The sequence below is a fragment of the Pseudomyxococcus flavus genome (assembly GCF_050038885.1).
GTDB lineage: Bacteria > Myxococcota > Myxococcia > Myxococcales > Myxococcaceae > Myxococcus > Myxococcus flavus.
Window position 1 is genome coordinate 6,017,101 of record NZ_CP143624.1, and the last position, 13,745, is coordinate 6,030,845.

Here is a 13,745-nt window from a genome sequence, read left to right on the forward strand (position 1 = left end):
GTCGGATTGCAATGAAAAACAAATGAAATCTCGCCTGCACGCCGATCTGGGCGCAGCGAGCAATCCTCTGACCGGGAGGAGATCAACGAGCGGTCCGCGCGTGTTCCCCTGGCATGAGGACGCACGCGCGGAATCGAGGGCTGAAGCTGAAGCAGGCGGACAGGGCAGCACTGGAGGCGCTGACACACCGCGGACGCGAGTCGGTGCGCGTGTTGAGGGGAGCGCGTGCATTGCAGTTGCTGTCCGAGGACTGGACGGTGGTTTTGGGAGGGTCGTGTCCCTATAAGTGTGTAGGAGGCCGGCTCCGAGTATTCGCAGAGCCGGCAAGGAGCGGGGAAGCTCCTCGGTGAACCCAACCACCGAAACCTCCCGGCCAGGGGAGGCCCAAGGAGTTCCCCGTGAAGAAGGCTACCGAGTTTGCCCCTCCCACCCAAGAGGAGGTGGGTGCGGACCTGCGCGCGCTGTTTCTCCAGGCCATCCACATGACGCTGACAGTGCTGCTCGAAGAGGAGGTGGAGCGACTGGTAGGGGTCGGCCGCTTCGAGCGTGTGGAGGGCCGACAGGACTCGCGCAACGGCTACTACCGGCGCGGCCTCACCACCTCGGTGGGAAAGCTGGAGGTGGAGGTGCCACGCACTCGCGGTCGCGGAGGCGCGGGAGCCGTGCTCGGGCGCTATCGGCGGCGCACCGAGGAGGTGGACGACGCCATTACCGCGGCCTACGTGCAAGGCGTCTCCACCCGGAAGATGGGCAAGGTGACGGCCGCGCTCATGGGAGGGGGCGTGGGCCGCTCCACAGTGAGCCGGGTGACGAAGTCCCTGGAAGAGAAGGTGGAGGGCTTGAAGAGGGCCCGCCTCACGCAGGCCTTTCCCTACGTCTACCTGGACGCCACCTTCCTCGATGCCCGGTGGGCCCGCGCGGTGGAGAACGTTTCGGCCCTGGTGGCCTACGGCGTCGGCGAGGACGGGCATCGGCACCTGCTCGCCGTCACCCTGGGGCCCAGCGAGTCCCAGGCCAGCTGGGAGGAGCTGCTCGAACAGTTGGTGGACCGAGGCCTGGGCGGCGTGCGCCTGGTCATCGCCGACGGCCACTCGGGCCTGGAAGCCGCTGTGCGCCGGCTGCTGCCAGAGGCTCGCCAACAGCGCTGCACCGTGCACCTGACTCGAAATGTGGCCGCCAAGGTGCCTCAGCGCGTGCGCCAGCGCGTCGCCCGTGAGGTGTCCGCCGTCTTCAACGCGCCCAGCCGCAAGGAGGCCAAGGTCCGCATGGAGGCCTTCAAAACGGGACTGGGCGCCCAACTGCCCGAGGCCGTCGCCTGCCTGGAGAAGGGCTTCGCTGCGGCTACCGTCTTCTACGAGTTCCCCCAGGGGCACTGGCGCCGCCTTCGCTCCACCAATGGCCTGGAGCGTCTGCACGGAGAGGTGAAGCGTCGCATCCGCAGCGTCGGTGCCTTCCCAGATAGAGCCAGTGCCCTGCGCCTCATCACCACCGTCGCATGGGAGGTCTCCAGCGTCTGGAGCGACCGCCGCTACCTCGACATGTCCCTGCTCAATCCCACCCAAGAACAGCCCGTTCAGCAGCTCTCCTGAAGCACACCGAGGCCCTCCCCCCGCTCCCCCCTCCTACACACGATTCGGGACTTGACCGGTGGGAGCGGCCGGGGCGGTAGGCGTCACGCAAGCCACGGTGCGCACCGTACGTCGCCGCTACCCGGAGAAAGCACTGGGGGCGGCGCTGCATGAGAGGCCCCGGCCCGGAGCGGCGCGGCTTCTGACAGAGAAGCAGGCGAGCGAGGTGGTGGCCATGGTGTGCTCGCCGCCGCCAGAGGGCCGCGCCTGATGGACGGTGCGCCCCATTGGCCAGGAGGCGGTGCGCAGGGGCTTGGTTGCAATGGTGGGGCGGGAGACCGTACGCGAGCTGCTCTTGCGTCATGATTTGAAGCCTTGGCGGGAAGAAAATGTGGTGCGCGCCCGAACTGGACGCCCAGTACATGGAGCGCATGGAGGACGTGCTGGAGTTGTACGAACGGCCGCTGTGTCCGGTTGAGCCCGTCGTCTGCTTCGATGAGAGGCCAGTGCAGTTGCTGGAGTGGGGACGTCCTGCTTCGCCGGCCTGTCGTGGACGAGAAGCACGCCGGGATTGCGCCTACTTCCGCTGTGGCACCGCCAATCTCTTCTGCGCAGTGGCGCCCCAAGCGGGCTGGCACTTCGTGAAGGACACGCCCAACAGAAAGAGCGAGGCATTTGCCGAAGCGCTGTGGGAGATTGCCAATCACGACCCTGACGCAGAGACCATTCACCTGGTGCTCGATAACCTCGGCACCCACTCCTGCCGCGCCCTGGAGGTACGGTACGGGAGGCGAGCAGGTCGTCGACTCTGGCGCCGCTTCACGGTGCATTTCACGCCCGTGCATGGCAGTTGGCTCAATCAGGCAGAGGTAGAGGTTTCGCTGCTGTCCCGTCAGGGCCTGGGCAAGCGGGTGTGGCTCTGGAACTGAGCAACGAGTGAGCAAACAGGCAGGGGGCTCGCCGGGTGCCTAGTGGTCGGCAGAATGAGAGGTTTCTGGCGGGTTGTGCCACCGGAGGACACCAGACGATGCCGAAGGTCACCATCGAAGTGCCGGAAGGGTTCGAGGACAGCGTGAAGGCGCTGGAGGAGACGCTGAAGCGCGCCCACCGAGGGGTGGAGGGGGCGAGCAGAGGGGACCTGGCCGCGTTCGACGCCGCGTGGCAGGAGGTGAATGCGGGAGCGGAGCAGACGGAACGGTTGCTGAAGCGGAGGTTGCTTCGAGGGCTCGACGTCGACGCGGCCCGAGTCCTCATCGAAGGCCAGCCCTACGTGCGAGTCGGCCGGTACCCGGCGACGTACAAGACGCGGCAAGGGCCCGTCGAAATAGAGAGAAGCCTCTACCGGCGGGTGGGCGAGCGCAATGGCCTCACGGTGGACACCATCAGTGTCCAAGCCGGGTGCGTGGCGGACGGCTGGTTGCCGGAGGCGGCGGTGCCCATGGCGTACCTGCTGGCGCGGGGCACCTCGCGGGAGGCAGAAGCGACGGCGCGCCAGGTGGGCGTGCTGCCCTATTGCCGCGCCTCCTTCGAGCGGGTGGGGCATGAGGTGGGAGCGCTGTACGGTGGCCAGCGGCCCCGGGTGGAGGCGGCGCTGGCCCGGGCGCAGCGAGTGCCCCGAGGCACCCGGAGTGTGAGCGTCAGCATGGACAGGGTGGCGGTGCCGATGGAGGAGCCGAAGAAGCGGCCAGTGGGCCGCCCTCGCAAGGGCGCCCCCACGCGCCGGGTGGACGTCGTCTGGCGAATGGCCTACGCCGCCTGCCTCACCTTCCATGACGCCCACGGCGAAGCGCTGGGCACCCTCCGCTACGGGCGGATGCCGCGGGGCGAGGCCCGCGAGGTTGCCGAGCGCCTGGCCCGCGACGTCCAGGCCCTGGTTTCCAGACGGCGCGGCCTCTACGTCGCCGTCCTCACCGATGGCGCTCCCGAGTTGCACACCTTGCTGGACGAGGCGCTCGCCACCCATGCCCCCTCGGCCAAGAAGCCGGTGCGCCTGGTGGACTTCTGGCACCTGATGGAGAAGCTCGGAAGTGCGGCGCGCGTGGTGGCTGGGGAAGAGAAGGCCTCCGTGCTGCGTGAGAAGTGGAAGCTGTCCCTGCTCAATACGCCCGGGGCGGCGTGGACCATTGCCATGGCGTTGCACGCCAGCGGCAAGCGGCACGTCGTCCTCGGTGACGGCCAACCGGTGCATGAGGCCCTCACCTACCTGGGTCAAGTCCCGAATCGTGTGTAGGAGGGGGGAGCGGGGGGAGGGCCTCGGTGTGCTTCAGGAGAGCTGCTGAACGGGCTGTTCTTGGGTGGGATTGAGCAGGGACATGTCGAGGTAGCGGCGGTCGCTCCAGACGCTGGAGACCTCCCATGCGACGGTGGTGATGAGGCGCAGGGCACTGGCTCTATCTGGGAAGGCACCGACGCTGCGGATGCGACGCTTCACCTCTCCGTGCAGACGCTCCAGGCCATTGGTGGAGCGAAGGCGGCGCCAGTGCCCCTGGGGGAACTCGTAGAAGACGGTAGCCGCAGCGAAGCCCTTCTCCAGGCAGGCGACGGCCTCGGGCAGTTGGGCGCCCAGTCCCGTTTTGAAGGCCTCCATGCGGACCTTGGCCTCCTTGCGGCTGGGCGCGTTGAAGACGGCGGACACCTCACGGGCGACGCGCTGGCGCACGCGCTGAGGCACCTTGGCGGCCACATTTCGAGTCAGGTGCACGGTGCAGCGCTGTTGGCGAGCCTCTGGCAGCAGCCGGCGCACAGCGGCTTCCAGGCCCGAGTGGCCGTCGGCGATGACCAGGCGCACGCCGCCCAGGCCTCGGTCCACCAACTGTTCGAGCAGCTCCTCCCAGCTGGCCTGGGACTCGCTGGGCCCCAGGGTGACGGCGAGCAGGTGCCGATGCCCGTCCTCGCCGACGCCGTAGGCCACCAGGGCCGAAACGTTCTCCACCGCGCGGGCCCACCGGGCATCGAGGAAGGTGGCGTCCAGGTAGACGTAGGGAAAGGCCTGCGTGAGGCGGGCCCTCTTCAAGCCCTCCACCTTCTCTTCCAGGGACTTCGTCACCCGGCTCACTGTGGAGCGGCCCACGCCCCCTCCCATGAGCGCGGCCGTCACCTTGCCCATCTTCCGGGTGGAGACGCCTTGCACGTAGGCCGCGGTAATGGCGTCGTCCACCTCCTCGGTGCGCCGCCGATAGCGCCCGAGCACGGCTCCCGCGCCTCCGCGACCGCGAGTGCGTGGCACCTCCACCTCCAGCTTTCCCACCGAGGTGGTGAGGCCGCGCCGGTAGTAGCCGTTGCGCGAGTCCTGTCGGCCCTCCACACGCTCGAAGCGGCCGACCCCTACCAGTCGCTCCACCTCCTCTTCGAGCAGCACTGTCAGCGTCATGTGGATGGCCTGGAGAAACAGCGCGCGCAGGTCCGCACCCACCTCCTCTTGGGTGGGAGGGGCAAACTCGGTAGCCTTCTTCACGGGGAACTCCTTGGGCCTCCCCTGGCCGGGAGGTTTCGGTGGTTGGGTTCACCGAGGAGCTTCCCCGCTCCTTGCCGGCTCTGCGAATACTCGGAGCCGGCCTCCTACACACTTATAGGGACACGACCCCTACCCCCCCCCCTACCCCTACCCCCCCCTGGAGAACCACGGCGAGCGAATGCACTATGCCGAGGCGCGAGCGCGGGGACTGCCCATTGGCAGCGGCAACGTGGAGGCCACCTGTAAGTCTCTCGTCTCCCTGCGCATGAAGCGCCCTGGCGCCCGCTGGAAGGAGGCGTCTGGCCAGCACATCCTGGACTTGCGCGCCCTGGTGCTCTCGGAGCGGTGGGACGAAGCTATGCACCTCACGCTTGCACCGCACAGGGCCGACGTTCGGCGCGCAGCATGATCAGGATGGGAGCCACACCCGGGCAAGCGGCGGATCCCCACCCTCGACAAGCTCGTCCGGGAAACAGACGCACGGGAGCGGTGGGCAAACCGCCAGCGGCTGCGAATCCGCTGGCGGTTCACTGTCCCAAAGGCCCGGGCGAAGTTCGGCTACGACCCGCCAGAATCCACCCGGTCAGAGGGCTAGCCGCGGTCCAGATGCAGCGCGAGCACGGGCGCGGTGGTGACGGAGCGGACCTCGGGGATGCGGGCGATGTGCTCGCGCAGCGCGCCCAGCGCCTCGAGGTCCGTGGCCCGCACACGGATGAGCATGTCCAGCTCGCCCGCGAGTGACTCGATGCGCTGCACCTCGGGCAGGTCGCGCAGCAGGGGCGCGATGCGCGGGCAGACGGGGCCGGAGAGCTTCACCGTGAGGTAGGCCACCACCCCCGCGGGCTGCGTGCCCGGGCCGCGCCGGATGGTGTAGCCCTGGATGACGCCGTCGCGCTCGAGCCTCGCCACGCGCTCCTGCACGGCCGTGCGCGACAGGCCCACCTTGGCGGCGAGCTTCGTCGTGCTCTCACGGCCGTTGGCCTCGAGCAGCGCCAGGATGCGTCCGTCCAGTTCGTCCAGCGCCACGTTTTCGCGCCTCCGCCACCGGCAGCCTGCCGGCCCGTCCGACACTCTGCCGGCTTCAGACCGGCAGCGCCCGTTCCTAGGGTGCCCTGCGCCCCACTGGAAGGGCAAGGAGCAAGGACATGCGACTCGACGACAGGGCAGTGCTCATCTCCATCGACGTGCAGCGGGGCTTCGACCTGAGGCCCTGGGGGCCGCGCAACAACCCGGACATGGAAGCGAACGCGCTCGCGTTGCTCGCCGCCTGGCGCCAGGCGGGCAGGCCCGTCTTCGTGGTGCGCCACGACAGCCGCAACCCCCAGTCCATCCTCGCGCCGGGCAGCCCGGGCAACCCGCTCAAGCCGGGCTTCGAGCCACAGCCGGGCGAGCCGCTGGTGACCAAGGGCGTGAACAGCGCCTTCATCGGCACGGACCTGGAGCAGCGCCTGCGGGCCGCCGGTATCCGGCAGGTGGTGCTGTTCGGAATCAGCACGGACATGTGCGTCTCAACCACGGCGCGCATGGCGGCCAACCTGGGCTTCGACCTGGTGGTGGCGGGCGACGCCTGCCACACCTGGGGCCAGACGGGGCCGGAGGGGCAGTTCCTCGACGGCGACACCCTCCACCACGCGCACCTGGCCACGCTGCACTCCGAGTTCGGCCGGGTGGTGCGCACGCAGGAGTTGCTCGAGGCGCTGGGGGCGCCGCGCGCGGCGTGAAGCCGCCGGCCGTGCCTCACACTCCCGGCCAGAGGAGCTCCACCCGGATGCCTCCGGGCTCGCGGCACATCATGTGGATGCGGGGCCCGCCACCGAGCGGCTCCGGGGGGAACTCGATGGTGACGCCCGGGGCCGCGCGCAGCCGCGCGTGGAGCACATCCAGGCGCTCGCGGCTTTCCACCTCGAGCGCCAGGTGGTGCAGCCCCACGTTGCGCCGCCGGTCGAAAGGCTGCACGTCCAGCGTCCGGTCCACCTGCCACAGGGTGAGCCGCACGCGGCCGTCGGTGACGGAGGTGCGGGGGTAGCCCGGGTCACGCCCGGTCTCCGTCCAGCCCAGCACCTCGGTGAAGAAGCGGGTGCTCGACTCGAGGTCAAGCACCGCGAGCCCCAGGTGGTTCAGCCCTGCCGTCAGCGCCATCGTGCGCCTCCTTGCGTGGGGCGCGGATGGTGTCACGGTGCGCCAGCGCGTCAACGGTGCCGGATGCGGTCCTCTCGGCCCGTGCGGTAACCAGCCGCTCCGGCCGTGCTCCTGCCCGCGCAGCGCCGCGAGCATCAGCCCTGGGTAAGGGTCCGGAACACAGCCGGCAGCTCCTGGGCCCCCAGCCCCGCGCTGACGGCTCGCTTGTAGTTATCGAGCAGTTCCTTCGGAGAGCGTGCGCTGATGCGGGCGTCCTGGCTCAGCCGGACGATGTGTTCGATTGCGGCGACGTGGGTGTCGAGACTGCACTGGTCGCCCGAGAAATCCCCCTTCTCAATCATGCCCTGCGCGGCGTCGGCGGTGACGGAAATCAGGCCGAGGAAGGAGCTCTTCTGCGCGAAGAAGGCCTTCGGGTCCAGGCCTTCCGCCTGGCACATGGCCGCGGCGTGCAGGAACGCCAGGGAGCCGCCGTAGTAGGCCTCGAGAATGGCGCAGTCGAGCGTCGCGGCAGCGCCAATCTTCTCGTCGACATACACGGCGTTCCTGGCAATCGCCTGGAGGGTCTCGGCGTGCCGGTCGAAGATGTCACGCGAACCGGCGTAATAAACAGTCGCGTATTCGGTGGCGACGAAACCCGGGTAGGCGAGTATCGCGGCATCCAGGTAGTTCACGCCATTCGCCTGGGCCCACGCCAGTCCCTCACGCGCATCCGCGGGTGAGCCGCTGGTGAGCTGCACGAGCGTCGTTCCAGCCAGTGCCGCCGCGACGCCCTTCTCCGAGAGCACCTCGGCGGCGGCGGCGTAGTTGGAGAGCGAGACGACGACGAGCTCGCGGCCCGAGACGGCCTCGACGAGCCTGTCAAAGGCACGAGTGCCACCACCGACGGCCGCGGCCTTGCCCGGCGTCCTGTTCCAGACCGCGACGTCATGGCCCGCCGAAGCGAAGGCTCGCGCCAGTGCGCTTCCCATGAGACCACAACCCACCACCGCCAGCTTCACTGAACGACTCGGATGCATGTGCAAGCTCGTTTCGTTTCTAATGCTCACCGCGCCTTACCTCCGCGGCTCAGCGACGCGAGCCGCTCGCGGCGGCCCTCAAGTCGTCGTCCATCTCATCCTCCGCCTCGGACATCAGCTCGTCCTCGTCGTTCAGGTGGATGCGGTAGGCAATGGGCGCATGGTCGATCAGCGTCCATTGGTTGTAGCCAGGAATCGGCGGCATGGCCTCGATTCGGCTGACGTCGGGGGACTTCCACAGGTAATCCAGAATCTGGGTCTGGGTCCGCCCGGCCTCCGGCGAGCGCCGGCCGTAGGTCGCTTGGAGCCCCGGGGGGACCGGCTTCCACCGGAAGTGGTTCTTTATCTCTTGAGCAAAACCCCCGGGATTGCCGATCTGCGGCTCGAAGAGTCGATCCCAGGCATAGTTCATGTCGCCGATGAGCACCGCGGGCTGGTCCTCATCGTTGAGCTCGGTGATATCGCCGTAAATCTCATCGGGAGCCTTGGAGGGGTTGGCGATGATGTGGACGGCCCCCACGGTGAGGTCATCCAGCCTCACTCGCAACACGGGCCGCCTCTGGCTGGCTCCGACGACCTTGATCTCCGGGTTCAGCGTCTCCTGCCACATGACGATGAAGGAGCAGGGACTGGGGTTGTTGTTCTTGTCGCCCGCGGGGATGTAGCGCGCCCGGTAGCTGTAGGTCGTATTCAGGTATGCGGCCAGCTCTCCACCGCCCTGCGACACCTCGGCCAGGAAGATGAGCGAGGGCAGGGCCTGGTGGGTCTCGGCCGTTGCGATGATCCACCTCAGGATCTGCTCGCAGCACCAGACGCACCGGGCCCGGGCGTTTTGGTTCGCGGACGCCAGGCCGCTGGCCCGCTGGGTATTCCAGTACGCGATGATCACCTGCGCCCCGCGGCGGCCCGAGGCAGGAACGGACGGGCGGCGACGCGCGTGCGCGGGAAGCCCGGACTCGCCGGGTTCAGGGCCTTCTTCGCGGTGCCCAGCGTCGAGGGGTCCGACACATTGTAGGGCCCCTGCACCAACACAGGGGACAGCCCGTTGACGATGCTCGAGAGCACCTCGCCGTTCGGCGAGAGCACGCTGACGATGTCCATCATCTGCCACTTGAGGAACATCTGCGTGTGGCTCGCCGTGGCGGTGAGGGTGTCGGAGACGTAGGCGGTGTACTCGGTGCTGACCGAGACCTCCTGAAAGCTGGTGGAGCTGGCGCTCAGGCTGGCGGAGACGCCCACGGACATGGGCCCCCAGCCCGCGCTCGCGCTGGCGCCGAGGGAGGCGGAGACGGTCTCCGTGCTCGAGGACGTCTGCTGCATGTTCGAGGTGGACGTCGTGCTGACCGTCTGCGTCTCACCCGGCGCGATGGTGTAGGACTCGGGCAGCCGCCGCCAGTACTGCTCGCGAACCGTGCGGTTGCGGTTCATCAGCAGGCCCGCAGCCACGAGGACGCGTGGAGAGTCCGGAGGGATGATGACCTCGGAGGTGGGCTGGGGCGGCATGCCGATGTCGTTGGGGGGCGTCATGTAATTGGGCCCGAAGTAGACGCTGTCCGTGCTGGAGGTGATGGCGCACACGCCGATGAACGAGCCCGTGTGGCGGCAGGACCAGCTGACGTAGTCCCCGTTGGCCACCCAGAAGTTGGCCGCGTAGCCCGCGGGCAGGACGCCCATGGCGCACCGCGAGCCGTCCTCGGTGAGGTAGAAGAGCTGCGCGTCCACGGGCAGGTTGTTCCAGAAGCGGATGGAGCGCATGCCGCTGGTGGGCGCCGAGCTCAGGGTGCCCGCGAGGGCCTGCTGGTAGAGGGTGTTCATGGACGGCCTCCACCCCGGGCAAGCTCGTCCTCGAAGAGGCGGGCCCATTCCAGGGCGATGTTGTCCCACCGGAACGTGGGGCAGGTGGCGAGCGCGTGGGCGGCCCGGGAGCGGGCCTCCAGGTGCGCCCGGTCTTCGTACAGGCGGGTCAGCGCCGCCGTCAGCGAGTCCACGGACGGCACGTGGGCGTCGGTGAGGATGCGGGGCTGGCACAAGGTCAATTCCACGTCGAGCACCTCGGCGCTGCCCGCCCAGAGCTCTCCCGGCGCGGTGTGGCCGGGGACCACCTGCGCGGCGCCCGTGGCGGCATGCTCGAAGGAGACGAGCCCCCAGCCCTCGCTGCTGGACGTGTTCACGCCCACGTCGCACGCGTTGTAGACGTGGTTGAGCTGGGCCAGCGACAGCCGGGGCGCGTAGCGCTGGTCCGTGCTGATGATGAGGCGGTCGGTGACGCCGAAGCGCTCTCCCAGCCCGCGCACGTCCCAGCCCACGTCCTCGGTGCCCATGTGCAGGTAGAGCCGGGCGTCGGGGCGCCCCTTCGCAAAGGCGGCGAAGCCCCGCACCGTGAGGTCGATGAGCTTGCGCGGCTGGTTGCGGTTGGCGTTCAGGACGATGAAGGCGTCGTCCAGGTCGTGCGTCCCGAAGAGCGCGGCGCGGCTGGCGCGGCGGGAGGCGACAATCGACTCGCCCAGGGGCGCCAGGGGGCGGAAGACATCGGTGTCCACGCCGTGGGGGATGACGTCCACCCGCGGCCAGGTGGGCGCGGTGGCGAGCCGGCCGGCGGCGGCGCTCAACTCCTCCTGCCCGAATGCGGTGTACGCGACGAGGCGGTGGATGCCCTGGAGCCCCGCGAGGAAGCTGGCGCTCAGCGGCCCGGAGTCCACGGGGCAGTAGGCCACCATCCGGTGACGTCCAGGCACGCGGCTGAGCGCCCGCGCATAGTCCCCCAGCACCCAGATGTCGTTGACGAGGAAGATGAGGTCCGGCGCCAGGCTGGCGCACAGCTCCGGTAGCCGGCTGACGCCGCGGGCGTCGATGGACGGGTGGAGCGTCCATGGCAGGTCGTGGGCGCCTCCCGCGTATTTGATGCCGAGCTGGTGGATGTCGTAGTCGCTGGCGAGGGGCCGGAAGATGCTCGCGGTGACCCGGCTGAAGCCGGTGGGCGCCACGGCGTCCCCCACCACGAGGATGCGTGGCCGGCTCCGGCGTCCGGACACCGGCGGGGTGGCCGTCGGCTCGTCCGCGGGGGGCGTCCGGCGCTCCGCGCGTCGCTGCACGGCCTCCAGCACCAGGTCTCCCAGGCGCCGGTGGCGCTCGGTCCGGCGTCGCGCGAGGACCTCGTCCCGCGCCCGGAGGAACGCCTCGTCGAAGGTGACGGCGTCGGGCATGGCGAGCCCGGGATAGAGGCTGCGGAGCGAAGCAGGCAGCGCGAGCTCGTCCATCGCCAGGTCATCGAAGTCCACGACCAACCCCGGAATGGAATCCAGTGCCTCCTGCGCGTCGAGCAGGCCTTCGATGAGGGCCTCATCGGGGTTGTCGCGGCGCACGCCCCGCGCGGGGTAGGTCCAGCCACGGTCTCCCATGGAGAGCGCGACATCGGCCAGGGAGCGGTGGACCTTGAGCACCCGGAGGGGGCCCGGTTGGGACAGCGCGGCGGAGACGACGAAGGGTTGGGTGACGTCCTTGTAGGCCCAGCCCGTAGGGCGCACCAGGTGCACCAGGTGCTCACGGGCGGCCTCGAAGGCAGGGCCGTCCGACGGGCGCAGGAAGTGCACCGCCGCGGGGTTGGACGCGAAGCCGAAGCGCTCCAGGTTGAGCACCTCGCCATCCGTCACCCAGCCGGGGGAGGCGAGCTGCAACAGCTCGCGCGCCCACTGCCACGTCGTCGATGACAGCGAGCGGGGCAGCGACACAAGGAAGAGGGACGGCGTCTCTTGGGGCAGCGGGGCGCTCATCCCTCCTCGAAGACCGTGAAGAGCCCGCCGAAGGTGATGTTGACGTCCGACGAGAAAGTCGCCGTCCCGGAGAGGGCCTTCGCTCCACCCGAGGGGTAGAGCTGCATGAAGTAGCTCTCGCCCGGAGTGCCGGAGAACGTCGCGATGACGTCGGCGGTCTCCGACTTGGAGACCTTCACGGTCGTCACCACGCTAGAGTGGCCCTGGGAGACCTTCTTGATGAATGCATCGTAGGTCTGCCCGGGAAGGGGGGCGAAGACGACACGCATCCGGCTCATGACGTCTGCTCCGAGGTGAAGACGACCGAGACGTCCGTCTGGGGGGCGAGCGACGGGGAGACGATGGTCGTCGCATAGGCGGAGCAGGCGTAGGAGGCGTAGCCCGACACCTGGAAGACACCGCTCATCCCGGTGACCTGCCCCGAATAGACGCGGACCGGATTGGCGCTTGCGTTCTGGTAGCCGTTGATGATGACCGTGACAGGCGCGTTGGCCTGGTTGCGAAAGACGACGCGGACGGGGTTGGACATCAGGCCTCCGGTAGGGTCCGATTCACGCTGAGCCTGATACCATCCGTCAGCTGGAGTGATATTTCAAACAGATTTGAAGCATGTCTGTGCCGCCTGGCTCAGGTGACGCTCACGTTTCCGCGAAGCAACGCGTGCACCCCGAAACGATAAACTCAATCGTTACTCGATGCGTCGAGTGAACGGGCGGAGCCGGTGTCAACACCATCCCGTCCGGGTCACCCTATGCGTAGACCACCGCGAAGGCATAGGCCCCTACCAGGTTCATCACGTTGAGTGTCCGCGCCCTTCCCGCGTCGCCCGCGCGATAGCGGCCGTCCGGCCCCCGCACCGAGAGCGAGGTCCCCAGGGAGACACCTGGGCCACCACCGCGGCACTACCGAAGAGGTCCACCGGGAGCACCGAGTCCTCGCGCTCGGGGACGGGGCGCTTCACCACGTCCTGGATGGAGTCCGCTCCCGGCCAGATGGCGAGCGTCCTCTCGAGTCCCACGTAGACGCGCTTTGCCTGCGGCGTGACTCTCCCAGGACATCCACCGCGCTGGCGACCCGCGTGTGGCTTCCCGGAGCAAGGGCTCCGCGAGTTCGAAGCCGTAAAGGACACCCCCAGCCTCAAGGGTGTCCTTCGTGAGCACCGCGGACATCGGCCGGGGGCGCTTACCCGCGCCCTCAGAGCAGCGCTCGCGCCCGCTCCAGCAGCCACGCGGCGCCCCGGCCCGCGTCCTTCACGAGCGCCACGGGGGCCTCGGGCGACAGCAGCGGGGGGCCCTTCAGCGTGCCCTGCGGCGCGTCTTCCGGCATCGTGTTGATGCCGACGCCCTGCTCGTAGACCATCTTCCCGCCGAGCGCCGCCGTGCAGAGCGAGAAGGCGCACGCGCCCAGGCCCAGCGCCGTCGTCACGGGGGTGGGTGTCCGTGCCAGCCGCCAGGCCATGAGGCCCAGCGCGCCCAGCGTGATGAGCGCATTTCCCATGCCGTGCAGGACCGTCATGCCCCGGGCGCGCGGCGAGTCCATGCGCACCTCCTGGCTCGCGGCCAGGCCCGCCACCCCGGCGAACACCGCGCTCGCCGCGCCCGCCACCCACAGGCGGCGCCCCACCTTCTCCCAGGCGCGGTCCCCCGTGGTCACCACGATGAGGTCCGCCACGGCCGCCGTCGGCAGCAATGCCAGTGGCAGGTGCACCACCGACGGGTGCAGCTCATGAAGCAGCATCTTCCTTTTCATCGTCCCCTCCCCGGTTTCATGAAGTGGAAGGTACGCATGGGGCAGGGCG

14 protein-coding genes and 2 pseudogenes are annotated in these 13,745 nt (G+C 69.0%); 5 read left to right on the forward strand and 11 right to left on the reverse strand.

Translation table 11 applies throughout. The features are described 5' to 3' along the window. Positions 1 to 398 precede the first annotated feature (398 nt). The 3 genes and pseudogenes from VZL07_RS25415 to VZL07_RS25425 form a co-directional block, all read left to right on the forward strand. The gene (locus VZL07_RS25415; RefSeq protein ID WP_426749971.1) at positions 399 to 1,589 is read left to right on the forward strand and encodes an IS256 family transposase; all 1,191 of its coding nucleotides are present in this window, start codon (positions 399 to 401) and stop codon (positions 1,587 to 1,589) included. A 368-nt stretch (positions 1,590 to 1,957) separates the two neighbouring features. Beyond that, on the forward strand, positions 1,958 to 2,497 hold the full coding sequence (locus VZL07_RS25420; RefSeq protein ID WP_426750259.1) for an IS630 family transposase: 540 nt from the start codon (positions 1,958 to 1,960) through the stop codon (positions 2,495 to 2,497). 98 nt (positions 2,498 to 2,595) lie between these two features. Further along, positions 2,596 to 3,774, forward strand: a pseudogene (locus VZL07_RS25425) (ISKra4-like element ISMfu2 family transposase); the annotation flags it as partial. A gap of 57 nt (positions 3,775 to 3,831) precedes the next feature. Here VZL07_RS25425 and VZL07_RS25430 read toward each other — a convergent pair. Beyond that, positions 3,832 to 5,022: an IS256 family transposase gene (locus tag VZL07_RS25430; protein WP_426749971.1), complete on the reverse strand. Its 1,191-nt coding sequence runs from the start codon at positions 5,020 to 5,022 to the stop codon at positions 3,832 to 3,834. A 157-nt stretch (positions 5,023 to 5,179) separates the two neighbouring features. Between VZL07_RS25430 and VZL07_RS25435 the strand changes: the two are divergent. Continuing rightward, positions 5,180 to 5,431, forward strand: a pseudogene (locus VZL07_RS25435) (ISKra4-like element ISMfu2 family transposase); the annotation flags it as partial. A gap of 182 nt (positions 5,432 to 5,613) precedes the next feature. Here the strand turns inward: VZL07_RS25435 and VZL07_RS25440 are convergent. Further along, positions 5,614 to 6,048 (reverse strand): Lrp/AsnC family transcriptional regulator, encoded by a 435-nt coding sequence (locus VZL07_RS25440; protein WP_426750260.1) that lies wholly within the window; start codon positions 6,046 to 6,048, stop codon positions 5,614 to 5,616. 119 nt (positions 6,049 to 6,167) lie between these two features. Here VZL07_RS25440 and VZL07_RS25445 point away from each other — a divergent pair, with 119 nt between their 5' ends. Continuing rightward, positions 6,168 to 6,743 carry a cysteine hydrolase family protein gene (locus tag VZL07_RS25445; RefSeq protein ID WP_426750261.1) on the forward strand — a complete coding sequence of 192 codons (576 nt, stop codon included), beginning with the start codon at positions 6,168 to 6,170 and terminating at the stop codon, positions 6,741 to 6,743. A 16-nt stretch (positions 6,744 to 6,759) separates the two neighbouring features. Here the strand turns inward: VZL07_RS25445 and VZL07_RS25450 are convergent, their stop codons facing one another. The 9 genes from VZL07_RS25450 to VZL07_RS25490 form a co-directional block, all read right to left on the reverse strand. After that, on the reverse strand, positions 6,760 to 7,161 hold the full coding sequence (locus VZL07_RS25450; RefSeq protein ID WP_426750262.1) for a VOC family protein: 402 nt from the start codon (positions 7,159 to 7,161) through the stop codon (positions 6,760 to 6,762). Between the two features lie 134 nt (positions 7,162 to 7,295). Further along, entirely contained in the window at positions 7,296 to 8,177 is an 882-nt protein-coding gene (locus VZL07_RS25455; RefSeq protein WP_426750263.1) for an NAD(P)-dependent oxidoreductase, read from the reverse strand. Positions 8,178 to 8,226: 49 nt separating this feature from the next. Further along, complete coding sequence (locus VZL07_RS25460; RefSeq protein ID WP_426750264.1) at positions 8,227 to 9,066, reverse strand: endonuclease/exonuclease/phosphatase family protein; 840 nt, start codon at positions 9,064 to 9,066, stop codon at positions 8,227 to 8,229. Continuing rightward, on the reverse strand, positions 9,063 to 9,992 hold the full coding sequence (locus VZL07_RS25465; protein ID WP_426750265.1) for a hypothetical protein: 930 nt from the start codon (positions 9,990 to 9,992) through the stop codon (positions 9,063 to 9,065). Before VZL07_RS25465 ends, VZL07_RS25460 begins: the two co-directional genes overlap by 4 nt. Continuing rightward, positions 9,989 to 11,947, reverse strand: a complete 1,959-nt coding sequence (locus tag VZL07_RS25470; protein ID WP_426750266.1) for a hypothetical protein — start codon at positions 11,945 to 11,947, stop codon at positions 9,989 to 9,991. The genes VZL07_RS25465 and VZL07_RS25470 overlap by 4 nt, the downstream gene beginning before the upstream one ends. Continuing rightward, positions 11,944 to 12,225: a hypothetical protein gene (locus VZL07_RS25475; RefSeq protein ID WP_426750268.1), complete on the reverse strand. Its 282-nt coding sequence runs from the start codon at positions 12,223 to 12,225 to the stop codon at positions 11,944 to 11,946. Before VZL07_RS25475 ends, VZL07_RS25470 begins: the two co-directional genes overlap by 4 nt. Then, positions 12,222 to 12,476, reverse strand: coding sequence for a hypothetical protein (locus VZL07_RS25480; protein ID WP_426750269.1), 255 nt, complete (start codon positions 12,474 to 12,476; stop codon positions 12,222 to 12,224). Before VZL07_RS25480 ends, VZL07_RS25475 begins: the two co-directional genes overlap by 4 nt. 264 nt (positions 12,477 to 12,740) lie before the next feature. Further along, the gene (locus tag VZL07_RS25485) at positions 12,741 to 12,965 is read right to left on the reverse strand and encodes a hypothetical protein (RefSeq protein WP_426750270.1); all 225 of its coding nucleotides are present in this window, start codon (positions 12,963 to 12,965) and stop codon (positions 12,741 to 12,743) included. A 176-nt stretch (positions 12,966 to 13,141) separates the two neighbouring features. Next, a complete protein-coding gene (locus VZL07_RS25490) occupies positions 13,142 to 13,696 on the reverse strand; it encodes a DUF2231 domain-containing protein (protein ID WP_426750271.1) in 555 nt (184 codons plus the stop codon). Between the last annotated feature and the right edge of the window lie 49 nt (positions 13,697 to 13,745).